The sequence below is a fragment of the Flagellimonas marinaquae genome (genome assembly GCF_003992675.1).
Classification (GTDB): domain Bacteria; phylum Bacteroidota; class Bacteroidia; order Flavobacteriales; family Flavobacteriaceae; genus Flagellimonas; species Flagellimonas marinaquae.
In genome coordinates, this window is the sequence record NZ_RZMZ01000007.1 from 277,537 (window position 1) to 302,212 (window position 24,676).

Here is a 24,676-nt window from a genome sequence, read left to right on the forward strand (position 1 = left end):
GGTTAGCTATTAGTGTTTGGTTTGATGCGCATGATCCACATATCGTCATCATACGAAGCGTTTAGTTTGGTGTAATAAGAGGTCAAAGCATTGTTCCAAGTTTCATGCTTTTTCAAGTAGACATATCGGTTTTTGTCGGCAGGGCTTACGAAGTAGCTCGCGTGCAACCCTTTGGCGTTCAGCTCTTTTACAAAGGCTTTTGCGCTGGCCGAGTTGTCAAAAACATTGGCAATGATGTAATAGCCTTCTGGCAATCCTTCGCCGGATTGTGTTCTAAGCACTACATGCTTGTTGCCTTTTGCAATGGTATTTTTCGAGACATTTTTTGAGAGCACATTATTGTTGTACTTGGACTTTGCGGCCAAAGTTGCATCGTAGCCCGCAATGGGTGAACCGCTATTGTTGACGTTCATGACCCAAGCGTCGCCTTGGTAGGTGCCGTTCATTTTGGTACGGTAAGCTTCCAGAGCTTCATTTTTGTTGTTGAAATCACCTATATAGACGTAGTTGAGGCCGTTTTTAGGATTTTCAAAATAATCAGCTTGAATGCCTTGGGCACGTAGTTTTTCAATAAAAGCGTTTAGGTTTTTGGTATCTCTAAATACATTGGCAATCAAATAGTGACCGCTCTCTACATTTGGAACAGCATGGGATTTAAACCCTGTTGTTTTTTTGCTTTTAACCGACCTGTAGGTGTTGTCCTTTTTTGAGGAAGTATTGGAAGCGTAGGCAGTGCCTGTATTCGCTTTAGTTTCGTTGATTTTGATAACCTTTTTGGTCGCCGTGCTGTTGGATAGCCCATGGTTGGCCAATGGCTGTGTTTTGCGGGTTACAATGTCTGCACTATCCATGTTGGCGAAATAGACTTCTTTGGCTTTTTGTTCCAACGCTGGGTTCTGACCGCGTGTTTCCCGCTGAACCATTTTCATTACTGTTTCGAAGCGTCTTTCAAGGTCTTTTTTTCGTGTGGATTCAATGGAGTCTTGGCGCATCAGCAACTCATCCAAAATGGCATCGTTTTCGGCCAATTTGTCTTGTAAGCGGGCTATTTCCAAGTCTTTATCGGTAAGACTCAAACTATCTTGTGGTACATCATCCTCGTTGGAAACCAGTTCTTCACCTTCTTTTTCCAACATTACCCTGTCTTCCGTGAGGTTGGGCGTAAAGGAGTAGGCCAATGAGATTTCATGGGTTACCCCAAAGTTTTCAAATTGGTTGGACAATCCTTTCTCGACGGTATATCCCAAAGAGATGTTCTTGGTAAGGTTAAAACCAAGTCCTGCGGAAGCACCGTAAAAATCGTCGTAACCTGCTTGTACCCACCCCAATTTTGGGAGGTCAAGAATAAGGTTTCCTCCCAATGTGAGATTTTCTTCCCCAACTTTACGGACTCGTGCCAATGGCATCAAACGGGCTTTTTCCATGATTCCAGTTCCGTTTTCAAACTGATGGGTATATTGTAAGTGACCAGAATAGGTCTTTTCATTAAAATCAGTGACGGATTCACTGGTTTTTAGGTTGTAATCGAACAAGTTTTCGGCAAAACCTCCAATATCAAACTTGCCAATAGAGAAGTTGAATCCTGGTTGAAAACTAACCAAGGAGCTGCTTTCCAGTGTATTCAAAAGAGGATCTACCTCTACGGAATTTACCCTATCCTGATTAAAGGCACTTTGATAGTAGCTCACATTGGCACCAAAGGTAAAAGTGCTTTTAGGACTCAAGCGCACGCCATAAGCGTAGTTGGCATGTACTCCGAAATTATTGAACAAGCCTTCACGGTTAGTGAACAAACTAAGACCAACGCCACTTCTATCGCTTACTCTACCACTATAACTCAAGAAGTACACTTGGTTGTTGTCATCAAAAGATACCGACTGGTTTCTGTGAAACAGGTTAATGTAAGATTTGTCTTCCCTCACCGTCGAAAAGGTAGGGTTGAGCAGAAACCTGTTGAACTTTAAAAGGTTCTGTGATGGTACGTTATAGGGTACATAGGCTTCTTCTTCCTGTCCGCGTATTCCGGAAAGGGCAAGTAGCAAGAAGGCAAGTAATAGTAGAGGTTTTTTGGTTTGCATTGCTGCTTATTTAATAACAGTGATGGTTCCTTGTTTCAGGCTTCTGCCACCACGGGTAATCTTGTAATAGAAAATCATATTTTGCTTGTTGAAGGTTGTGGTGGACTGCGGCCAATTGTTTTCGTAGCCGGCTTGGCTAAATACCTGTTCCCCTCTTTCGTTAAAGATGGTCACAAGCACGTTCGGATCTCTGGAATAGGTGTTGGGCAATACCCATAAATCGTTAATACCGTCGCCATTGGTGGTAATAACGTTAGGTATGTTGAACATATCCCTGTAGGTTACAGTAATGACTTTGCTCACAGTACAGGTACCAAAATAGGCTACAAGGAGGTACTCCCCTTCTTCGGTAAAGTCGTAAAAGCTTCCTGAAGAAATAAGGTTGTTCCCCGCATCGTACCATTCATAGGAATCTGCACCGCTAGCGGTAAGGGTTTGGGTTTCTCCCTCAATTAAGATGAGGTCTTTGGGTTTATCGAGCACCAAAAGCGATTCGTCAAAAGCGCTAATGGTAATATCGTTGGATACCAACGGACATGCGTTGGAGGTGATAACAAGTTGATAGACACCAGTTTCACTTACCGTAAAGTTTTCTGAAGAGGCATCAACAACGGCGCCGTCTTTTTTCCACTGGAATGACTTGTCCGTTAAATCTGTTGAAGTTTCCAAAACAATGGCTTCCCCTCCTTCACAAAGAACGTTGCCGTTGGTTGTAATTTGCAAGGTTTCATTGGAAGTCAAGGTAATATCTAGACTGTTTGATAAGGCCTCAAAAGCGTCGACCGTTCCCATTAAGGTATATTCGCCATTATCCTCTTGATCGGATATGGTAATGGTCTTTGAAGTTTCCCCTGAAACGTCGACTCCATTTAACTTCCATTGGTAATCAAATGAGTTTTGCAGGTCTGCGGTTACATCGGTTTTGGCACCATTGTCACTTACCGCATTGATAGCGGTCAAGGTCAATGTAGCGTCAACGCTCTCACAGGAAGTATAATTACCAACATAATCAACCACAAACTCAAAAGAATCTGGCGATACTACTGTAGTTGTCGTGGAGGCAATAGGTTCGGGGGTACATGGACCGCCATTGTCCGTTACTTCCACGTAGTATTCGCCCACCTCACTGATGAGTAGACTGTTGCTGGTTGCGTCTGCAAGGGCAACTCCATTTCTATACCATTGATAATTGGCACTTGTGGCTGAGGTTGACACGGACAGGGTTTTCGTCTGCGAAGGAAGCAGTACAATGTTTTCGCTGTTGTTCACCGTGATGTCAAACGAACCGGTCCTGGTAATGGAAACCGGGGCCGAACGTTCGGTACAGACTCCTGTTCCCGAGATTTCGACCTCATACGACCCCTCAAAACCAGAGATGCTTGAATTTACGGTATAGCTGCTGGCATCAATGGTTGGGCCATTTACAACGACTCCATCTTTGTACCATGTGTATTTTAGTCCCATTCCAGAAATACTGGCTTCCAGTATTTGTGATTCTCCTGGACAAATGGCAATACTGTTCGGCCCATTAATCGCCAATCCTGTACTGGTCCCAGTGGATATTTCAATGGTGTTGGACAAGGTGTTGGCCGACCCTGAACAATCTCCATAATCCAGTTCCACGTAGTACATGCCAGGCTCAGAAACGGTGATGCTTTCTGATTTGGTAGAGAGCAATGTACCACTGCGGTACCAATTATAAATGTACGTTGAGGCACTTGGGATATTGTGAGGTTTTAGGGTAACTGACCCCCCACCACAAATTTGAATAAGACCCCCGGAAGGAATGGTTCCACTACCGTTTTCGCTAATCAACAAAGGTGAATTATAATCGATAAAGTACATGGAAAATGCATCGGAAGCAGGGCTGGTCTTTGCGGGGCTCGTGCTTCGAACCCGCATTTTATAGCTGTTTCCGCGCATATCTGAAGGAAGGGCGAATTGAAACTCAAAATCGAAAGTTGTGTTTTTGTCACTCACCCGGGCCAGTTCGGTGGGGTCGGAGAAAAAGCCATTGGCGTCCGATAACTCCAAAACAAACTCGTTGTTGCTATTCACTAAAGGCGGGTCCCACGTAAAGTTTACGAAATATTCATTGAAGCCAGCAGAGGCACAGACAGCGGTCCACGCTGAATTACCAGCAAGGTTGGGGTTGTCAGCGGGCACGGGCTTGTGAAGAATCTGGGCTTGCGAAGTAAGGGTACCAAGTAGCACAAAAGCCAAGGCCAGAACAAGAACGCTATAGGTTGAATTACTTTTTCTCATCACCGTTAGTATTTAAGAGGTTATGGGCCATATAGCCCTGTTAGTTTGTGCCCCTTAATTGTAATAATCGTAATTCCTTCGGAGAGACGGTGTTCAGGCGTCTCCTTTTCATATAGTATTCCAATAACAAATATGTCGCTATTTTCGACGAACGGAAAGATATTGTTGTAGCCCATAGGAAATCTGTTGTGAAATGGCCTACTTTGTATACACGGGAGCAGGAAAAATAGCTATCAACAGGGGATTTTACTACATTTGCGCATCAAATTATTGGTATGGCAGAAGAAGCTAGATCGCTCAACTTTATAGAACACATTATTGAGGATGACCTCAAAAAGGATTATTCCAAAAACGACCTTCGGTTCCGTTTTCCACCGGAGCCAAACGGCTACCTACACATAGGTCATGCCAGTTCCATTTGCTTAAATTTTGGACTAGGACTGCGTTATAATGCCCCGGTGAACCTCCGTTTTGATGATACAAACCCGGCCAAGGAGGAGAAGGAGTATGTGGAGGCCATCAAGGAAGATGTTCGTTGGCTTGGCTTTGAATGGGCTACCGAATGCTATGCATCCGATTACTTCCAACAATTATACGATTGGGCGGTGCAGCTCATTAAAGATGGAAAGGCCTATGTGGACAGTCAATCGTCCGAAGAGATTGCCAGCCAAAAAGGGACACCAACGGAACCTGGGAAGGAAAGCCCTTACCGGAATCGGTCCGTGGAAGAGAATTTGCGCCTTTTTGAGGGTATGAAAAATGGGGAGTTTAAGGATGGAGCCCATGTGCTTAGGGCCAAGATCAACATGGCTTCCTCGAACATGCTTATGCGTGATCCTGTTATGTATCGAATTTTGCACAAAGCACACCACCGCACAAATACCGATTGGTGTATTTATCCTATGTACGATTGGACTCATGGGGAAAGCGATTATATCGAACAAGTGTCGCATTCATTATGTACACTGGAGTTTTTACCCCATCGCGAACTATATGATTGGTTTTTAGACCAAGTGGTATCTTCAGATAAATTACGTCCTAAACAGCGGGAGTTTGCGAGGAGAAACCTAAGCCATACCGTGGTGAGCAAACGCAAGCTACTTCAACTGGTACAAAATGGAATTGTTACGGGATGGGACGATCCCCGTATGCCCACCATTTCTGGGTTGCGAAGAAGAGGGTTTACGCCCGAATCCATCAGAAATTTTGCCGATACCATCGGAATTGCAAAGCGTGACAATGTGGTCGATGTGTCCTTGTTGGATTTTCACGTAAGGGAACATTTGAACAAAATTGCGCCGAGGGTGATGGCGGTACTGAATCCTTTAAAATTGGTCATTACCAATTATGAAGAAGGAAAAGAAGAATGGTTGGAGGCAGAGAATAATCCAGAAGATCCTTTAGCAGGAAGCCGAAAAGTGCCTTTTTCACGAGAACTGTACATAGAGCAAGAGGACTTTCGAGAAGAGGCCAACCGTAAATTCTTTAGGTTAAAGCTTGGTGGAGAGGTCCGACTAAAAAATGGTTACATTATTAAAGCCGAGAGCTGTACTAAAGATGCGGACGGAAGGATTACAGAGGTACAGTGTACCTATGACCCAATAAGTAAGAGCGGTTCTGGTACTGAGGAAAGTTTGCGAAAAGTAAAGGGGACCTTGCACTGGGTTTCCATTGCGCACGCGATTACGGCCGAAGTCCGATTGTACGATAGGTTGTTTACCGATGCAACACCTGACAGTCATAAGGACAAGGACTTTTTGGATTTCATAAATCCAGATTCTTTGGAAAAGGTAACTGGTTATTTGGAGCCGAGTTTGAAAGATGCCAAAATAGGTGACCAAATGCAGTTCCAGCGAATGGGCTATTTTAATGTGGACAAAGATTCTACTCCCGAGCAATTGGTGTTCAATCGGACAGCGACTTTGCGTGACACTTGGGCCAAATTAGAGCAGAAAGAGTAGTATAGTATTTTCTTATTAAATACGTTCCCGCCATTGATTGTCCTTATTAAAAACGACATCATTAGGCGGGTTTCTTTTGCTTAATTTTTTTTGACCAATCAATCTTATGGTAAAGGCTTCAAAATGCTAATAGGGAGCCTTATTCTTAATTTGTTGAAAATTTAGCTAACGCGTTAACGTTTCCACCGTTTGCATTGATCTATACAACACAGTGACCTTACATTTGGTTAAATCTGAAAAGGGAAGGTGCTTACCTAATAATGAAAACACAATCCAATCAGAGGTAACTGAAGTTTAATCAAAAATCAATAACATTATGTCAAATAACACTGGAAACGTATTAACCGCATTGTTAACCGGAGCTTTAGTAGGAGCAGGAATTGGAATTCTGTATGCTCCGGACAAAGGAAAAAAAACCAGAAAGAAAATAAAGAAGAGTGCAGTAAAGGCGAAAGATGATATATCGCAAAGTCTGAGCAATGCAAAAGAGGAATTTACCAAAACAGCCGATGCCAAAAAAGAGGAATTTGAGGAAAAGTTGGAAGACACCTTATCGAATATGAGCTATAAGGCCGATGACATTTTGGTGGCTCTAGAAAAAAAATTGGAAGACTTGAGAAGTAAGAACGCCCAATTGCAGAAGTAATCCATGGCATTTGAAGAAATTAAAGAACAGATAGGCGACGTGGAGGACGGTGTCAAGTCCTATGTAAAGAACAGTTTGGACTTTTACCGGCTCCAGAGTTTCAAGTCTATGATGAAGGGAATAACGATGGCCACCAAAGTATTGGTCATCGGAGGGGTAGTCTCAATGGCTCTTTTATTTCTTTCAATAAGTTTGGCCTTTTGGTTTGCGACGCTGTTAAACAACACGGCCCAAGGTTTTTTATTGGTCGGTGGAATTTATGTAGTGATAGGATTAGTGCTATGGTTCATTCGCAAAAAGTTTGAAAAGCCACTACTGAAGAGTTTTTCTAAATTTTATTTTGACGAGATATGATACAAGGAATTTATACATCATTTGACGAAATAGACAGAGACTTAAAAATTCTCAAATTGCAAAGGCAAATTGAGGAAGAAAAGGTGAAGCTTGCTGTACAAAACACCAAGAATGAACTTTACCCGACCAATATTTTGGGAGGCTTGGCCCCTTTGCTACAGAAAGTGGCGATATCCTTGGTCGCCAAAAAGCTATTGAAAAAATTGGATTAAGGTTGCATAGCAACATTAAAGAGAAAGGCTCCGAACCCGGAGCCTTTTTTTAGTTTATACCATAAAGGGTTATGAGTCTTGGTCAGAGCCCTTTTCGTTTTTACTGCGCTTCATAGCTTCCCCAATTTGATTACTTGCCGTGAAGGAGGCTACCATATTGTTGAGCATGTCGCTACCCGCCTGTGGTGAGTTCGGCAACAAAATCAGGTTGGTATTGGTTTCCTCCCCAATGGCCTGCAATGTATCGTAGTGCTGGGTAACCACAATGAGGGCAGAAGCTTCTTGGGAATTGATTCCCACCTTGTTCAAGACCTCCACGGATTCTTCCAAACCACGGGCAATTTCCCGCCGTTGGTCCGCAATACCTTGTCCCTGCAAACGCTTGCTCTCCGCTTCGGCCTTCGCTTTTTCCACGATGAGGATTCGTTGGGCATCACCTTCAAACTGTGCAGCGATTTTTTCACGTTCTGATGCATTGATACGGTTCATTGCCGCTTTTACCTGGGCATCGGGGTCAATATCCGTCACCAAAGTTTTGATGATATCGAATCCATAATCCAGCATGGCATCTTGGAGTTCTGCCTTAACAGCAATGGCAATGTCGTCTTTTTTAACGAAGACATCGTCCAATTTCATTTTCGGAACCTCGGCACGAACCACATCAAATACGTAAGAAGTGATTTGGTCGTGGGGATATTCCAGCTTGTAAAACGCATCATAGACCTTATCCCTTATTACTACGTACTGTACAGAAACTTTTAGTTTTACAAAAACATCATCTTTAGTCTTGGTTTCAACAATTACATCCAACTGTTGGATTTTTAAGCTCAATCGGCCCGCAATACGGTCCACAATCGGGATTTTCATTTGTAGCCCTGAGTTACGGATGCTGTGAAAACGACCAAAACGTTCTACCGCTACTGCGGTTTGTTGCTTTACAATAAAAAAGAACTTAAATAGGATAATCAGCGCTATAAACGCAATCGGTATTAGATAATAGTTGCCCATAGTGTTTAGAATTTATGTTAGAAATGGAAATTACAAAACTTGACTACATAATTAGTAGCCAAGTGTCAAATTATGTTACACCTCCAACAGACTTAAAGCTTATCTATGGCAGTTTTTATACGGGAAATACTTTCGTTTTTGCCAATAAGTTCCATGATATCGAACAAATGGGGTCCCTTCATATCCCCAACAATGACCAGACGCAATGGGGGCATAACCTTTCCAAATGATAGCCCTTGCTCTGAAATCCATGTTTTTACCAGTTCCTCAATGTTCGCCGATTCAAAATCTTCCAAAGTTTCAAGGAAGGTGATTACCTGCTGCATAATTTCGGGGGTGTCCTCCTTCCATTGTTTTTTAACGGCTTTGTCGTTATAAGAGGAAGGGGCTTGAAAGAAGTAATCTGAAAGTTCCCAAAAATCGGTTACAAATGAAGCGCGTTCTTTGATGGAAGAGACCACTTTTTCGATATAATCGGTTTCGGTCGCTATCCCTTTTTGGGTTAGCTCGGAAGCAAACAGGTGGGCCAACTCGGCATCACTTTTTTTCTGAAGCCACTGTTGATTGTACCAGTTGTTTTTTTCTGGGTCAAAGCGCGCCCCTGATTTGTTCACCCGCTCCAAGGTAAAGCTTTCGATGAGTTCATCTAGTGTAAAAATCTCCTGTTCGGTACCAGGGTTCCAACCTAATAGTGCCAAGAAATTGACAACTGCTTCTGGAAAGAATCCAGCTTCACGATACCCTTGGGATTGGTTCCATGTGAGCGGAAATATGGGGAATCCCCCTTTTTCGCCGTCCCTTTTGCTCAATTTTCCTTTGCCAACGGGCTTCATAATGAGTGGAAGGTGTGCAAATGCCGGGGCTTCCCACCCAAATGCATCGTACAACAGAGTATGTAATGCTAAGGAGGGCAACCACTCTTCACCTCGGATAACGTGGGTAATTTGCATTAGGTGATCATCAACGATATTGGCTAAATGATAAGTAGGCATTCCATCACTTTTGAACAAAACCTTATCATCCAAAACATTGGTGTCAATATGAATTTCACCTCGGATAATATCGTTCAATACGATTTTCTCATTTTCTGGTGATCTGAATCTAATAACATAGTCTTCACCTGCATCAATTTTGGCCCGAACCTCCTCGTTGGAAAGCGATAGGGAATTCGTCAACTTTAGTCGGTTATGCCAATTGTAGATAAAGGTTTTTCCCTTGGACTCATGGTCTTTTCTATGGTGCTCCAATATTTCAGGAGTATCAAAGGCATAATAGGCCTTTCCTTTTTCTACGAGTTCTTGTGCATAGGCCTGATACAATTGTTTGCGCTCACTTTGGCGGTAAGGCCCAAAGTCACCTTCTTTGCCGGGACCTTCATCAAATGGGATGCCGCTCCAGTTCAATGCCGCAATAATGTAATCCTCAGCTCCGTCCACAAAGCGGTTTTGGTCGGTATCTTCTACACGCAACACGAAGTCGCCCCCATGTTTCTTAGCAAACAAATAGTTGAAAAGCGCTGTTCGCAATCCACCAATATGTAATGGACCTGTGGGGCTGGGCGCAAATCGAACTCGTACTTTCTGACTCATAATCCTTGTTGATTAGGCTGCAAAGATACATGGATGTAAAAGAAGAGAAAAGAAAGGGCTGCCAGCTTACGCCAAGGTTTAACAAATTTTTTCTTTCCAATTGACATGGATCGGGTAATTTGGTGGTAATTACAAGAACTTGTGAGCACGTACGATAACATTTTGGACAAACTGGAGCATTTTATCAGGCGCTTCTATACGAAGCAATTGATCAAAGGGATGTTCTTGTTTTTGACCCTCGGCTCTGTTTTATGGATAGGGATTATGTATTTCGAATACCTGCTTTGGCTCAATGAGTCATGGCGATTGGCACTTTTTATGCTTTTCGTGGCCGTAGAGCTATTTTTGTTGTACAGGTATATCGTCATACCGTTGCTATATCTTTTTAAGATTCGAGGTGGGATGGACCACAAGTTGGCTTCGCGGTTGATTGGGAAACATTTTCCTGACGTGGATGATCAATTACTCAACTTGTTGGAGTTGTCCGAACATCCGGTGAAATCGGATTTGTTAGTGGCCAGTATTGAACAGCGATCCCGTAATTTACAAGGCGTTTCTTTCGTGGATGCGGTAAACATAAAGGAGAGTTATCGGTACGCAAAATACATTTTGATACCAATCGGTTTGTTTTTGGTGATTTGGGTTACCGGAGATGTAGTTTCCTTTTTTAATTCCCATAAAAGGGTAATGAATTACGATATTGCCTATGAACGGCCTGCTCCATTTGTTTTCGAGGTACTGAACGAGAAGTTGGAAGTTTTGGATAATGAGGCCTTAACTATACAAGTGAGGACAATCGGGGACGTACGTCCTAGCAATGTGCAGATGGTGGTTGGCGGTGAAAGGTTGTTTATGCAACACGATGACGGCCTGTACACTTATACCTTTCAGCCACCAGTAGGTGACTTAAGCTTTTATTTGACAGCCAACGGTTGGGATTCTCGAACGTATCAAGTGATGATGTTTGAAACACCAACCTTGGTCGATTTCGCTATGCAGTTGGATTATCCTAAGTATTTGAATAGAACTTCAGAAGTAGTTTCGGTAACTGGCAACGCTGAGGTTCCTGAAGGCACACGAATTTCCTGGAAAATTATAGGGAGCCATGTGGAAGAAATTGCCTTGGTTACCGAAGACACTGTGCAAATGTTTGCAAGGGAAGAAGCAACGTTCAGGTTTCAGCAGCGATTGTTTGGTGACATGGATTATGAACTAAAGACCTCTAATGAAAAGGTCAGGGATTTCGAAAGACTCGCATATCGACTTAGTGTTATTCGAGATCAAAAAGCAACTCTACAAGTAAATCAGCTTTTGGATTCCCTTAGACCCAATGAGGTGTATTTTGCTGGGCAAGCAGCCGATGATTACGGATTAACTCAAATCAGGGCCGTCGTCTATCCATCCGATAATATGGAGGCTAAGCAACGCTTAATTTTGGAAACTCCTAAGGGCAATGTAGCACAGTTCTATTATACGTTTCCTTCAGGATTGTCTATTGAACCTGGCAAGCAGTATAAAATTTATTTTGAAGTTGTTGATAATGACGGTGTTAGAGGGGGCAAGGTGACGCAAAGCGCCATTTTCGATGCATTTCTTTTTGATTCAAATCAACTGGATAACAAAGAGTTGGAATTTCAAAACGGCACACTCAACAAGATGGGGGAAACCTTAAAGACCCTTCAGGAACAGAAGGAAGAATTGTCAGAAATAAACAAATTACAAAAGGAGGAGAAAGCACTGAACTTTGAAGAGAAAAGTCAGATTAAGAATTTTTTGCAGAAGCAACAGCGGCAAGAAGAGCTAATGCAAAAGTTTAGCCAAGACTTAAAGGAAAGTATCGATAAGAATGAGGAAGATTCCGAAATGAAGCGGATGATTCAGGAACGCTTGGAACGGCAGGAAGTGGAAGCTGAAAAGAACGCCAAGTTGTTGGAAGAGTTAGAGAAGATTGCAGAAAAGATTGATAAGGAAGAGTTACAACAACGTTTGGAGGAATTGGGCAAGAATCAAGGTAAAAACACACGCAATCTGGAACAAATTTTGGAGTTGACAAAGCGTTATTATGTAACCGAAAAGGCATCACAAATTGCCAAGGAGTTGGACGAATTGTCCAAAAAGCAAGACACCTTATCAGAGTTAAAATTGGGACAGGATTTCAGTGATAAGGACCAACAGAAGCTTAATGAAGAATTTGTAGGTCTGGAGAAGGAAATTCGAGAGCTGGAAAAGGATAATAGCGAGTTAAAGAAACCTCTAGAGCTAGATACGGATAAGAAAAAGACAGAAGGAATTAAGCAAGACCAAAGAGACGCATTAGAAGAAATAAATAAGCATCAAGGCATGGAGGAAATCCCCGGATCTAAGGAGAAGCAGGAGGCGGGCAACAATGCATCAAAAAAACAAAAGTCGGCTGCGCAAAAGATGCGGGAGATGAGTGAGTCGATGAAATCTGGTTCCTCAGGCGGTGGTCAGTCAGATGCCGAGGATGCAGAAATGCTTCGTCAAATCTTAGATAATTTGGTAACTTTTTCCTTCAAGCAGGAGAATCTTTTTGATAATATCCGAAGTGCGGATGTTGATATTTCACAGTTTTCCAAAACGGTCAAAGGGCAACAGGACCTGCGACGATTGTTCGAGCATGTGGATGATAGTTTGTTTGCGTTATCGCTACGCAGGGCGGAATTATCCGAATTTGTTAATGAACAGATTACTGAAGTATATTACAACATTGATAAGTCTTTGGAAAGTATTGCTGAAAACCAGATATATCAGGGAGCTTCGTATCAACAATACGTGATTAATGCTACCAATGCGCTTGCTGATTTTTTGGCGAATGTGCTGGACAATATGCAACAAAATATGAGCCCAGGCCAAGGTAGCGGAGAGGGACAGGATTTTCAGTTGCCCGATATTATAAAGGGTCAACAAGGGATTCAGGAAAAGATGCAAGGGTCAGGACAGAATGGCCAACAGTCTCAAGGGGAGGGTCAACAAAATGGCAAGAACGAAGGAGGAGGTGCTGAAGGGGATAAAGGTAATAAAGGTAAGGGCCAAGAAGGACAAGAAGGTAAGAATGGGAACCCTGGTGAGCAAACGGGAGGTTCAAAGTCCAACGGAAACGGCTTAGGAGAAATGGATTTGGACGAAGTATATGAAATTTATAAGGAACAACAGTTTCTGCGACAAAATTTAGAGAAACAGCTCGAGGACATGATGATGGAATCTGACAAGAATTTGGCCAAGAAGTTGATTCAACAAATGGAAGATTTTGAGAATGATTTGCTAGAGAACGGTATTACAAACCGGACTAGGAGCAAGGCCAATATGATTCAACACCAGTTGATGAAATTAGAGAACGCGTCATTGGAGCAGGGCCAAAAGAAAGAAAGGGAAAGCAAGACGAACCTTAACCAGTTTACGAACCCAATTACCACCAAGCCTGAGCTTTTGGAAGACTATCAAAACGATGTTGAAATATTAAATAGACAAGCCTTACCTTTGCGGAAAAATTACGAGCGCAAGGTTAAAGTGTATTTTGACAATGATAGACTTCCATTTCAAAAGTGATTTTCTGATGGACAATCCATCCTATTATGCCGATTGGATAAATAGGATAATTGAGTCGGAGGGTTTTGCTTCCGGACAAATAGATTATATTTTTTGTACGGATGATTATCTTTTGGAATTGAATCTGCAGTATCTAAATCACGATACACTCACCGATATAATTACTTTTGATTACACGGATGGTAAAACGGTGTCTGCGGATATTTTTATATCCACGGAACGAGTAAAAGAAAACGCTGAAGCATTTAAGGTTGACTTCGATACAGAGCTAAAGAGAGTTATGAGTCACGGCGTTTTGCATCTCACAGGCTATGGAGACAAAAGCCACGACCAAAAGAAGATAATGCGCAACAAAGAAGAGGAAAAGATTAAAATGTTCCACGTGGAACCATAGATATGTTTGAAAAGGAATACGATGTTATTGTTGTAGGTGGAGGCCACGCAGGTGCCGAGGCGACAGCGGCAGCAGCGAACATGGGGTCACGCACCTTGTTGGTGACAATGAATTTGCAAACAATAGGGCAGATGTCTTGTAATCCTGCAATGGGAGGAATTGCCAAAGGTCAGATTGTTCGTGAAATTGATGCGCTAGGTGGCTATAGTGGAATTGTCACGGACAAGTCTGCCATACAATTCAAGATGTTGAACAAGTCCAAAGGCCCTGCGATGTGGAGTCCTCGTGCACAAAACGACAGAATGCGATTTGCCGAAGAATGGCGAATGGCTCTGGAAAACACCCCTAATGCCGATTTTTATCAGGAGATGGTGAATGGGTTATTGATAGAAGGGGACAAAGTAGTTGGTGTTAGAACCAGTCTTGGTTTAGAGATTCGAGCTAAGGCCGTGGTGCTTACTAATGGAACCTTCCTTAATGGGTTGATACATATCGGCGAAAAGCAATTGGGTGGAGGTAGAGCTGGTGAGAAAGCTGCCACAGGAATAACAGAGCAGTTAGTGGAGCTTGGGTTCGATAGCGGTCGAATGAAAACCGGGACCCCACCAAGAGTGGATGGCCGATCACTGGATTATAGTAAAATGATACCCCAACCTGGGGATGACATGCCAGAGAAGTTTTCGTATGCAAATACCCCAATTCTAAAAACACAACGTGATTGCCATATGACCCATACTAGTAAATTGGTACACGATTTACTTCGCGAGGGGTTTGAAAGATCACCGATGTTCAATGGCAGAATCAAAAGTATTGGCCCACGATATTGTCCATCCATCGAGGATAAAATACATCGATTTGCAGACAAGGACTCGCATCAAATATTTGTAGAACCGGAAGGTTGGAACACCGTAGAAGTATACGTAAATGGGTTCTCAACCTCGTTGCCGGAAGATGTGCAATACAGAGCACTAAAGTCCGTAAGGGGGTTTGAGAATGTTAAGTTTTTTAGACCCGGATATGCGATAGAATACGATTATTTTCCGCCAACACAGTTAAAGCATACCCTGGAAACTAAGCTCGTACAGAACCTTTATTTTGCTGGCCAGATAAATGGTACAACAGGGTATGAGGAGGCCGCTTCCCAAGGTTTGATTGCCGGTATAAATGCCCATTTAAAAATCAATGAAAAGAACCCGTTTATCCTAAAGCGGGACGAAGCCTATATTGGTGTTCTGGTAGACGATTTGATCACCAAAGGCACGGAAGAGCCCTATCGTATGTTCACTTCAAGGGCCGAATATCGAACCTTGCTACGTCAAGATAATGCCGATTTAAGGCTCACACCGAAAGGATATGAAATAGGCTTGGCCAAGGAAGAGCGTTTGCGAAGAATGGAGGAGAAGATGAACCAATCTGACAATTTCATTGAGTTTTTTAAAAAGACCAGCTACACCACAGAGGAGATAAATCCAATTTTGAGATCCTTGGATTCGGCAGAGGTTTCACAGTCCGATAAGTTGTTTAAGGTGTTCTCTAGACCTAAAGTGACGATGAAGCATATGCTGGAATTGGAATCTGTTTCTGAATTCGTGAAAGAGAATCAGCTTGATTCAGAGGTGATGGAGCAGGCCGAAATTCAAGTAAAATATTCTGGCTATATAGAAAAGGAGAAGACCAATGCGGATAAATTGCAGCGACTTGAGAATGTTCGTATTCCAGATAACTTCGATTATTCTAAGTTAAAATCATTGTCTTACGAAGCAAGGGAAAAGTTGCAGGCCATACAGCCGGTGACCATTTCTCAAGCATCACGCATTAGCGGAGTTTCGCCAGCAGATATAAGCGTATTATTGGTGTATTTGGGCAGATAAACAGAAACACTGTTCCACGTGGAACATAAGGTTTAAGGCTTTAATTAAACTCTAATGGCTCGATTTTTGATTTGACAAATCAAACACCAAGCCAGATGAAACGAATAATCCTAAGCCTTTTATGTGTGTTGCTAGTGCAATCTTGTATTCCTTTACGCATTGCGCCAACCATAAAGGATTACAAAGTCACAAAGGGCAAGCGGTTCAAAAAGGGACTCCCCAAAAAGAATGTTTTTGTCTTTGAAGACCCAAAGGACGCTGACGAATTTTATAACTACATCAACACGAAGTTTCAATTAAATGATTACTATGTGGATGTTCAGGTTCCATTTTTGATTGAGGACAAAACATATTATTTTTCTTTTTACGAAGTAGAAATTCCAACCAAGACTATTAACCTTATTCCATTGATGTTGGATGTTGCCTTGGCAAAGGCCACCGATATGGAGCCGGTTCTTGAAGATGCCCACACCTCAAGAAAAGGTAATTGGTATATCGTCATTGAAGTATTCAACGATACTGAAAAAGATTGTTTGTCTGAAGCATCCGTTTCACAGCAATTGGTTTTGTCCTATCTTCGGGATTTGAAGAAAGAATATTTGGCCACCGATAATTACAATGAAATTGTTTTTAAAAACTAAGGATTTTTCTGTTTCTGGAGAACATTTTGAATTGCATTGGGACGAAGAGTTAGACATGCTCGTAACGCGACCACAACCGGAAGAACTAGCAAAGTACTACGATAGTGAGGACTATATTTCTCACACGGACTCGAAAAGCTCCTTTACGGACAAGCTATATCAACTGATTAAGGCAAAAACCCTTAAAAATAAGATTCAAATAATTGAAAATCAATTGGTTAACACAAGAACTCTTCTGGATTTAGGAGCTGGGACAGGTGATTTCTTGATTACCGCCCAGAAGTATGGTTTTCAAGTGGTAGGGGTTGAACCTAATGAAAAGGCCAGGAGACTAGCAGAGGCTAAAGGGTTGAAACTGTTGCCAGATTTGGACAAACTATCTAGTGAACGATTTCAAGCAATTACCCTTTGGCACGTTTTGGAGCACTTGCCGAATTTGCAAGGACAGATTTCGAGTTTGGTTCAACTTTTGGATGATGATGGGGTTTTGGTCATCGCGGTGCCCAATTTCAAATCATGGGATGCCCGTCATTACAAATCACACTGGGCGGCATATGATGTGCCCAGACACCTTTGGCACTTTTCCAAAACAGCCATCTCAAAACTTTTTGCCCCTCACGGAATGGAAGTCGTTAAGATTAAGCCCATGTGGTTCGATGCGTTTTATGTTTCACTTCTTTCTGAAAAATATAAAGGCAACAAATTCTACTGGCCCTTTGCTTTTTTTGTAGGCTTATGGTCCAATGTTAAAGCTGTTTTCACCAAAGAGCACTCTTCCTTGATCTACATACTGAAAAAAGCGGAATGAGCCATTTTAAAGCCCTGTGACTGGAGAATAAATAGCGGAACAAGGAATTGCATTATGACAAAAATAACGCGCAAAAGAAGCCAAATGTAGAGGCTGTTTTTGATAGACGAAAGCGATAAACATACCCGAATGCCATTGAGTTTTCTTATACCACTTTTTTCCTCTGGATAACATCACACAAAGTTAATGATGGCCTTTCCGAAAGCTTTCCTATTTTTGCGCATTGATAAAAAGTAAATAATGAAAAAATTAGTAGTGCTTGCGATTGCCGTGACAGCCATGGCATGTCAGCAAAACAAAATCGGCTATGTGGACAGTGTAAAAATCATGGATGACTATCAAGAAAGGGTTGATGTCGAGGCCAGATTTAAGACCAAGGCCGATGCCATGGGCAGAAAAAGGGATAGTATTTCCCAAGCGTTTCAAATGGAACTGCAACAGTTCCAGAGCAAAGCACAGAGCATGTCACAGCAAAGTGCGCAAGAAGAGTATTCCCAATTGCAGCAACGCGGCCAACAAATAGGGCAGCGTCTTCAACAAGAGGAACAACAATTGCAGCAGAATAGCCAAACCCAAATGGACAGCTTGGTGAAAAAGGTAAAAAAGGAGATTCGGGCTTATGGAAAAGCCAACGGCTATACCTACATACTTGGTGGCGGTGAAGGCGGTTCCGTTATCTACGGCGACGATGCCCAGGATGTAACCGAAGAGATATTGAAAATTTTGAACGACAAGTACGAAAATTAGTACTGTACCTATTCGAATAAAAGAGACCTGCTTATTTTGCAGGTCTTTTTTTATTTGAAACATCGGTTAAAAGTTTTGTAAACAAGGGAAGAGCTATTCCATGATATAGTTATGCTTTGATTTCGATGTCCAACTGTCTTCCTTCCTCCATGGCTTTTTTATCCATTTGGGTGCCCACCGCCAGACCGATGAACATGCCCACGGGAAGCCCGATTCCTATATACCCCATATTGCCAAGGCTGAGCCCCATGGCCGCCCCAATGGGCAATCCGAAAACTGTCATTCCTAACACAAACCACGTTTTCCGATAGTAATTGATGGGCACAATCTTCAGTTTTTGTGCCAGTAGTCCGATAATCTTGGACTGTGTTTTTTGAATTTCTGTTTTAAGGGATTTGTTGGCATCTGAGAGTTGGTTCAGCGCATCAATTTTATTGTTGATGACTGTGGTAAGGTCCATCGGCAATTCCCTTTTGCGGATTTCCAGGATCAGTTTCTGAAATTGGTCGTAATAAGGTTGCGTTTTTTCAGGCAACTCTATTCTTTGTATAGGCTCAACAATCATGGCCGGTAAGGTTTAATGAAAATTGTCATTGCATCAAATACACCAAAAAGACAGTGGGTATCAGATATACCACTATGGTCTTTGCTCCTTCATAATCCATGGCAACGCGCTGCCCTAGCAACAGCATCAATAAAGTTACCGCAGAGAGGATGGCCCCATAAAAGCCAATGATGCTTTCACCATCAATGGCAGCTTGAAAAATACCGACTCCGCAGAGAATGCCAGAAAGCATCTCCATGACCAAAATAATGGCAAGAAGCACAGGCACGGAACCCTTAAAAAGCGATTTTGAAAAATGCCCTGTCAGCCAGCTTAGGTTGCCTTTCCAATTGAGTAATTTATCAATGCCGCTCTGCAAAAAAACAATGGTCAAAAATGCCAGCAGTAAGATTTCCGTAATATTTGAAAATAAATGGTTCATGCTTTGTTTGGTTTTAAGCGGCCTTTGCGTGCAATAGCCGGGTAAGTTTAATGGACAAGTCCGTGAAAATGAGCTTGGAGTTGCCGTTGCGTTCCACGTGAAAAATGGCCTCCTCCAATTCCTTTACAATATCCAAAATATTGTTTTCATGCACAAAAGGGGCAAATTTGTTCAAGTCAAACCCCTCCATATGTACTTTGGTGTAGACCAATTCTTTGGCTTTGTAATTGAGATGAAGGGCCTGCCGCATCATGGTAAGGCAGTAGCCAAGGAACTTTTTCTGGACTTCGCGCCCAGTTTTGGATACTTCATCGCTCCATAAAATAAGTTCTTGAATGGCCCCTTTGTTACCTTTCGCCTTAAAAGCGCTCCGAACCCATTGTACAAACCATCGTTCAAACACCAAGTCCTCCGAATCCTTGTTGAGGAGATCCAAGGCCTTGTTAAAATTGCCATTGGCCTCTAGAGCAATGGTAAGCGCCTCCGTTTGTGCAATGCCCCTCGCCAAAAGTTCGTCGGTAATTACTTGTTCCGCCAAAGGTGGGAAGTTCAGGATTTGGCAGCGGGACCGGATGGTATTGATGATCTGTTCCTCATCTTCAGCCAACAGGAGCAATACGGTTTTGTTGGGAGGCTCTTCGATTAACTTTAAAAGCTTGTTGGCTGCCGAAACGTTCATCTTTTCGGCCATCCAAACAATCAGCACCTTGTACCCGCCCTCATACGACTTCAAGGACAACTTTTTGACCATATCCTGGGCCTCGTCCACCCCAATTTGGCCCTGCTTTTTTTCAATGCCGATGAGGCGGTACCAATCGAACAAATTACCGTAAGGCTGTTCCTTTACAAATTGGCGCCATTCTTCCAAATAATGGTCACTTACCGCATGAGACTTTATCTTGTCCGAATTGGAAACGGGAAAGGCAAAGTGAAGATCGGGATGGGTGAGCGAATTGCATTTGGTATTGCAAACACTGTTCGGCCCTTCATTTTCACCGCCGGTATTGCCGCAGAGCAAGTATTGCGCATAGGCAATGGCCATGGGCAACACTCCAGAGCCTTCCGGGCCCACAAACAATTGGGCATGGGCCACTCTTCCGGTTTCTGCCGTGGTCACCAAATGGTTTTTGATGTGTTCGAGTCCTAAAACATTTTTGAAAAGCATGTATCAAAGATACATTTTTAACCGCTGAAGTTTTCAAAGGGAACCATCGGAAGACTTCTAGCGTTAACAGATGTAACCGAAAAGGTTAAAAACCTATAAACTTTTAAATATTGAGGCCATGCGACTGCCGAAAAAGCAAGAAATCTTTACATTTGAAATTCTCAAAAAAGAACACACACATGAAAACGATAGACGATTTTAATTTCGAGGGCAAAAAGGCATTGATAAGGGTAGATTTCAATGTTCCTCTTGATGGGGAATTCAACGTGACCGATACTAGCCGTATCGATGCGGCAAAACCGACCATTCTGAAAGTACTGGAAGATGGTGGTTCCGCCGTTCTGATGAGCCATTTGGGCAGACCAAAAGGTAAGGCGAACCCAGATATGTCCCTGTCCCATATTGTGGATAAAGTGTCGGACATAATTGGGGTGCAGGTAAAATTTGCCGAAGATTCCGTTGGGGCAAAGGCAGATGAGGCAGTGGCCGGTTTACAGAGCGGAGAGGTGCTTTTATTGGAAAACCTCCGTTTTCATGCAGAAGAAGAGGCTGGCGATGAATCCTTCGCAGAAGCACTGTCCAAACACGGTGACATTTACGTGAATGATGCCTTTGGAACAGCACACAGGGCACATGCCTCTACCACCATAGTTGCCAAGTTTTTCCCAGAAAACAAATGTTTTGGCTACCTGTTGGCCAAGGAAATCAAAGCCATTGATAAGGTTATGGAAACTGGGGAGAAGCCGGTGACCGCTATTTTGGGCGGCGCAAAAGTATCTTCCAAGATCACGATTATCGAGAATATATTGGACAAGGTGGACAATCTTATTATCGGCGGCGGTATGACCTACACCTTCGTGAAGGCCAAAGGAGGAAAAGTCGGCGATTCCATCTGTGAGGATGACAAAATGGAGTTGGCCCTGGACATTCTAAAAAAGGCCGAAGCCAAAAATGTAAAAGTGTACCTGCCGGTGGACGTATTGGCTGCCAACGATTTTGACAACAATGCCGAGACCCAGTTTGTTGACGTGGACAAGATTCCCGACGGATGGCAAGGGCTGGACGCCGGACCGAAAACCTTGGAAATTTTTAAACAAGTCATTTTGGCTTCCAAGACCATTTTGTGGAACGGACCCGTTGGTGTTTTTGAAATGGAAAATTTTGCCAAAGGAACTATCGCACTGGGGAATTACATTGATGAAGCCACCAAAGGGGGAGCATTTTCCCTTGTAGGTGGAGGAGACTCCGTGGCCGCTGTGAAGCAATTTGGCTTTGAGGATAAAGTAAGCTATGTGTCCACAGGAGGTGGAGCCATGTTGGAAAGTTTGGAAGGAAAAACCCTTCCGGGCATTGCTGCAATATTGGGCTAAGTTCCACGTTGTGAGTTAGAAGGGGAAAACGTTAAAAGACGGCAAATTTTGGCTCCATGCTTTAGTATGTCAGAAAAAAAAGCCAATTTAGTTAACCCCAAAAAATCAAACCGTTTCCAAATGAACCAAAGATTGAAAATAGCTGTGTTTGCGGCTGTACTGTCCGTAGCTCCTTATTTGAGCGCGCAGCAGGATGGCACAAACCAAAAGGAGAAGGATTCCATAGTGTCGCAGGAAGAGGAACAAGGCATTATCGCTGTGTCCAACATCAAGATTGATGGACAGCTGATGGCACTGGAGACCCATGAGGACGGCAAATTTAAGTTGCGTGATTTGGAAGAGGCCTGGCGATACGACAGCCTATGGCTGAACGAACTCCACAACAATGCGGAGCTCTTTAGCGATATGCTTTTGGAAGTTCAAAACGGGCCGGGGCAAGATTCCATAGTTGTAGTGGACCTACCAACCGACACCCTTAAGGCCAGATTGGCCCGAATGAACGAAAAGACACCTTTTAATATTACCTACAACTCATCTTTGGAAAGCGTCATCAAATCGTTCTTGACCCGTAGACGGGATTTGATGCAGCGGATGATGACAGCCAGCCAATTCTACTTTCCGCTGTTCGAGCAGGAACTGGATAATCAGAACATTCCGCTCGAAATCAAATATTTGGCGATTGTCGAATCCGCCCTAAACCCAAAAGCCATGTCCAGAGTGGGCGCAAAGGGTTTGTGGCAGTTTATGTACAGCACGGGAAAAATGTACGGCCTGGATGTGAGCAGTTATGTTGATGAAAGACATGACCCCATTATGGCCACAAAAGCGGCAAGCAAATATTTAAGCAGGTTATATGATATTTTTGGAGATTGGGATTTGGCGTTGGCAGCCTATAACTCAGGGCCAGGAAATGTAAACAAGGCTATCCGACGTTCTGGTGGTTATGAGAATTACTGGAACATTAGACCATTTCTTCCACGCGAAACAGCAGGATATCTCCCGGCTTTTTTAGCGACCATGTACATTTTTGAGTATGCTGAAGAGCATGGCCTCCAATACAAAAAGGCGGAACGCCCTTATTTTGAAACGGACACGATCCATGTCAAAAACCTGATCACTTTTGATCAAATATCCAAATTGGTAGATATCAGCACTGAGGAACTGGAAATGCTCAACCCTGCATATAAGCTCAACATCATACCCAAAGTCGAGGGCAAGAATTACGCATTGCGATTGCCAACCTCCAAAATCGGTAAGTTCGTGTCCAACGAGGAGCAAATATACGCCTATGTAAAAAAGGAATTGGATTCGTTGGAAAAACCGCTGCCCAGCATGGTTACGGCGCAGGATCAAATCAGATATCGGGTGAAGAGCGGCGATTATTTGGGTAAAATTGCAGAACGCTACGGAGTTGGGGTCAGCCAGATCAAGCGATGGAACGGACTACGGAGCAACAATTTGAGAGTGGGACAACGCCTGACCATCTTCCCAAGAAAACCTTATGTGGCGGAAACAAGTGTTAAGAGCAGTACCTCCACGTCTTCAAGTACCGCTGCAAACGGAGCAAAGGTCCATACTGTACAGTCTGGCGACTCACTTTGGACGATTTCCAAAAAATACCCAGGAGTTACCATCGAAAATTTACGAGAATGGAACGGTATTAGTGGTAATAACCTAAAACCGGGCACAAAACTTAAATTGTGTGATTGTTCTTCGTAAATTTAACACCATATGAAAAAATTAGGAACACTACTGTTTGCCATCATAATGTTGGCATTATCGGCCTGTGGAGACTCAGGTAAAAAGGAAAAATTTTTACCGCCCTCCACTGGGGGAATCAACTCACTGATGGTCATTATGGATACCGAGCTCTGGAGAGGGCCGGTTGGGGAAAAGATACGGGACGAATTTGCGGCCCAGATTATAGGTCTGCCCCAAATAGAGCCATTGTTTACCCTTACCCAAGTACCCCCAAAAGTCTTTAAAGGGACAACCACTCATGCCCGGTCCATTTTGTACGTGGAGCAAGATTCCACCTCTTTGGCACATATCAAGGACGATGCCTATGCAAAACCCCAAAAGGTAGCGGTGGTCACAGGGCCAACGGAAGAGGTGATGATCAGAAATTTGGATTCTTTGGCCGATAGGGCAATAAGAGAGTTCAAGGCCAACGAAATAGCCGAGGCCCAAAGTCGATTTAAACGTTCCCTGAGCAAGGACAAGGCCTTGGAAGAGGAATTCGGTATAAAACTTGATGTCCCATCACTCTACAAGGTGGGCAGGAGAGAAGATAATTTTGTTTGGATGGACATTCAGATTCCGAAAGGCACTATGAACGTTATCGCGTATGAGATGCCATGGGATTACTTTAGCAACGATTCCACTTTTGTTGACGATATCGTTCGGATGAGGGATTCCATTGGCGAAAAATATATTCCAGGCCCGTATGAAAACACCTTTATGATTACCGAAAAGGCCTTTTCCCCTTATGTGTTTCCTGCGGAAATCGGGGGCAAAAAGGCTGCCGAGGTGAAAGGGGTTTGGGAAATAAGTGGTTATCCCATGGCGGGGCCATTTTTGACCTACATCATCAATGACAGGGAAAATGACAGAAAAATGGTCATCGAAGGTTTCACTTTTGCGCCATCCGAAGCGAAAAGGGACTATATGTTCGAACTGGAAGCCATTCTAAAGACCATTGAGTTTCTTCCAACAAAGGACACATCCGATTAGTGAAATTCGGAAAACGGAAAACAAAAAGCCCCGAACAAATAGTTCGGGGCTTTTTTGATATAATGATTTTTATTTAGTCAAAAGCAAAGCCTGTAGCAATTCGATATACGAAGGCATAAAGCACAACAAAAAACATCACAAAGCTAAACCAAGCGAATATTTTGAAGTACTTCTCTACCAAAAAGTGTCCCAAGTTTCGGAACCCTTCAATGTATATTTCTTTGACGAGTAGTAATTTTTTCATAAGTATGTTTTTTAAGATGTAAGCTGGGTCAAAGTTT

21 protein-coding genes are annotated in these 24,676 nt (G+C 43.0%); 13 read left to right on the top strand and 8 right to left on the bottom strand.

The genetic code is table 11. The features are described from left to right. Positions 1-2: 2 nt before the first annotated feature. Positions 3-2,078, bottom strand: coding sequence for a PorP/SprF family type IX secretion system membrane protein (locus EO130_RS04705; protein WP_127140369.1), 2,076 nt, complete (start codon positions 2,076-2,078; stop codon positions 3-5). 6 nt (positions 2,079-2,084) lie between these two features. Continuing rightward, entirely contained in the window at positions 2,085-4,343 is a 2,259-nt protein-coding gene (locus EO130_RS04710) for a T9SS type B sorting domain-containing protein (RefSeq protein WP_127140370.1), read from the bottom strand. A 275-nt stretch (positions 4,344-4,618) separates the two neighbouring features. On the opposite strand from EO130_RS04710, the gene EO130_RS04715 reads away from it, so the two are divergent. From EO130_RS04715 to EO130_RS04730, 4 genes are all read left to right on the top strand, one after another. Continuing rightward, the gene (locus tag EO130_RS04715) at positions 4,619-6,304 is read left to right on the top strand and encodes a glutamine--tRNA ligase/YqeY domain fusion protein (RefSeq protein WP_127140371.1); all 1,686 of its coding nucleotides are present in this window, start codon (positions 4,619-4,621) and stop codon (positions 6,302-6,304) included. A gap of 316 nt (positions 6,305-6,620) precedes the next feature. Further along, positions 6,621-6,950, top strand: a complete 330-nt coding sequence (locus tag EO130_RS04720) for a YtxH domain-containing protein (RefSeq protein ID WP_127140372.1) — start codon at positions 6,621-6,623, stop codon at positions 6,948-6,950. Positions 6,951-6,953: 3 nt separating this feature from the next. Further along, entirely contained in the window at positions 6,954-7,304 is a 351-nt protein-coding gene (locus tag EO130_RS04725; RefSeq protein WP_127140373.1) for a phage holin family protein, read from the top strand. Next, positions 7,301-7,516 (top strand): DUF6327 family protein, encoded by a 216-nt coding sequence (locus EO130_RS04730; RefSeq protein ID WP_127140374.1) that lies wholly within the window; start codon positions 7,301-7,303, stop codon positions 7,514-7,516. The genes EO130_RS04725 and EO130_RS04730 overlap by 4 nt, the downstream gene beginning before the upstream one ends. 69 nt (positions 7,517-7,585) lie before the next feature. Here EO130_RS04730 and EO130_RS04735 read toward each other — a convergent pair whose 3' ends face one another. Continuing rightward, positions 7,586-8,524 (bottom strand): SPFH domain-containing protein, encoded by a 939-nt coding sequence (locus EO130_RS04735; RefSeq protein ID WP_127140375.1) that lies wholly within the window; start codon positions 8,522-8,524, stop codon positions 7,586-7,588. A 92-nt stretch (positions 8,525-8,616) separates the two neighbouring features. Next, entirely contained in the window at positions 8,617-10,113 is a 1,497-nt protein-coding gene (gene gltX, locus EO130_RS04740) for a glutamate--tRNA ligase (protein ID WP_127140376.1), read from the bottom strand. A gap of 141 nt (positions 10,114-10,254) precedes the next feature. Here gltX and EO130_RS04745 point away from each other — a divergent pair, with 141 nt between their 5' ends. The 6 genes from EO130_RS04745 to EO130_RS04770 all read left to right on the top strand — a co-directional run bounded on the left by EO130_RS04745 (position 10,255) and on the right by EO130_RS04770 (position 18,141). Then, positions 10,255-13,680, top strand: coding sequence for a DUF4175 family protein (locus EO130_RS04745; RefSeq protein ID WP_127140377.1), 3,426 nt, complete (start codon positions 10,255-10,257; stop codon positions 13,678-13,680). Then, positions 13,655-14,074 (top strand): rRNA maturation RNase YbeY, encoded by a 420-nt coding sequence (ybeY, locus tag EO130_RS04750; protein ID WP_127140378.1) that lies wholly within the window; start codon positions 13,655-13,657, stop codon positions 14,072-14,074. The genes EO130_RS04745 and ybeY overlap by 26 nt, the downstream gene beginning before the upstream one ends. A 2-nt stretch (positions 14,075-14,076) precedes the next feature. Then, positions 14,077-15,945 carry a tRNA uridine-5-carboxymethylaminomethyl(34) synthesis enzyme MnmG gene (gene mnmG, locus EO130_RS04755; protein WP_127140379.1) on the top strand — a complete coding sequence of 623 codons (1,869 nt, stop codon included), beginning with the start codon at positions 14,077-14,079 and terminating at the stop codon, positions 15,943-15,945. 95 nt (positions 15,946-16,040) lie between these two features. After that, positions 16,041-16,586: a hypothetical protein gene (locus EO130_RS04760; RefSeq protein WP_127140380.1), complete on the top strand. Its 546-nt coding sequence runs from the start codon at positions 16,041-16,043 to the stop codon at positions 16,584-16,586. Next, positions 16,564-17,394 (top strand): class I SAM-dependent methyltransferase, encoded by an 831-nt coding sequence (locus tag EO130_RS04765; protein ID WP_127140381.1) that lies wholly within the window; start codon positions 16,564-16,566, stop codon positions 17,392-17,394. Before EO130_RS04760 ends, EO130_RS04765 begins: the two co-directional genes overlap by 23 nt. A gap of 240 nt (positions 17,395-17,634) precedes the next feature. Beyond that, positions 17,635-18,141, top strand: a complete 507-nt coding sequence (locus tag EO130_RS04770) for an OmpH/Skp family outer membrane protein (protein WP_127140382.1) — start codon at positions 17,635-17,637, stop codon at positions 18,139-18,141. A gap of 109 nt (positions 18,142-18,250) precedes the next feature. On the opposite strand, the gene EO130_RS04775 is transcribed toward EO130_RS04770, so the two are convergent. The 3 genes from EO130_RS04775 to EO130_RS04785 are packed head-to-tail and all read right to left on the bottom strand — an operon-like array spanning position 18,251 to position 20,292. Further along, positions 18,251-18,706: a hypothetical protein gene (locus EO130_RS04775; RefSeq protein ID WP_241244299.1), complete on the bottom strand. Its 456-nt coding sequence runs from the start codon at positions 18,704-18,706 to the stop codon at positions 18,251-18,253. Between the two features lie 25 nt (positions 18,707-18,731). Beyond that, a complete protein-coding gene (locus EO130_RS04780; RefSeq protein WP_127140383.1) occupies positions 18,732-19,127 on the bottom strand; it encodes a DoxX family protein in 396 nt (131 codons plus the stop codon). Positions 19,128-19,140: 13 nt separating this feature from the next. Continuing rightward, a complete protein-coding gene (locus EO130_RS04785; protein ID WP_127140384.1) occupies positions 19,141-20,292 on the bottom strand; it encodes a DNA polymerase III subunit in 1,152 nt (383 codons plus the stop codon). Between the two features lie 179 nt (positions 20,293-20,471). On the opposite strand from EO130_RS04785, the gene EO130_RS04790 reads away from it, so the two are divergent. From EO130_RS04790 to EO130_RS04800, 3 genes are all read left to right on the top strand, one after another. Continuing rightward, complete coding sequence (locus EO130_RS04790) at positions 20,472-21,662, top strand: phosphoglycerate kinase (RefSeq protein ID WP_127140385.1); 1,191 nt, start codon at positions 20,472-20,474, stop codon at positions 21,660-21,662. 120 nt (positions 21,663-21,782) lie between these two features. Continuing rightward, positions 21,783-23,381, top strand: a complete 1,599-nt coding sequence (locus tag EO130_RS04795) for a lytic transglycosylase domain-containing protein (RefSeq protein WP_127140386.1) — start codon at positions 21,783-21,785, stop codon at positions 23,379-23,381. A gap of 12 nt (positions 23,382-23,393) precedes the next feature. Continuing rightward, complete coding sequence (locus EO130_RS04800) at positions 23,394-24,395, top strand: DUF4837 family protein (RefSeq protein ID WP_127140387.1); 1,002 nt, start codon at positions 23,394-23,396, stop codon at positions 24,393-24,395. 73 nt (positions 24,396-24,468) lie between these two features. Here the strand turns inward: EO130_RS04800 and EO130_RS15390 are convergent, their stop codons facing one another. Next, positions 24,469-24,639, bottom strand: coding sequence for a DUF6747 family protein (locus EO130_RS15390; protein WP_164732874.1), 171 nt, complete (start codon positions 24,637-24,639; stop codon positions 24,469-24,471). Positions 24,640-24,676: the final 37 nt, after the last annotated feature.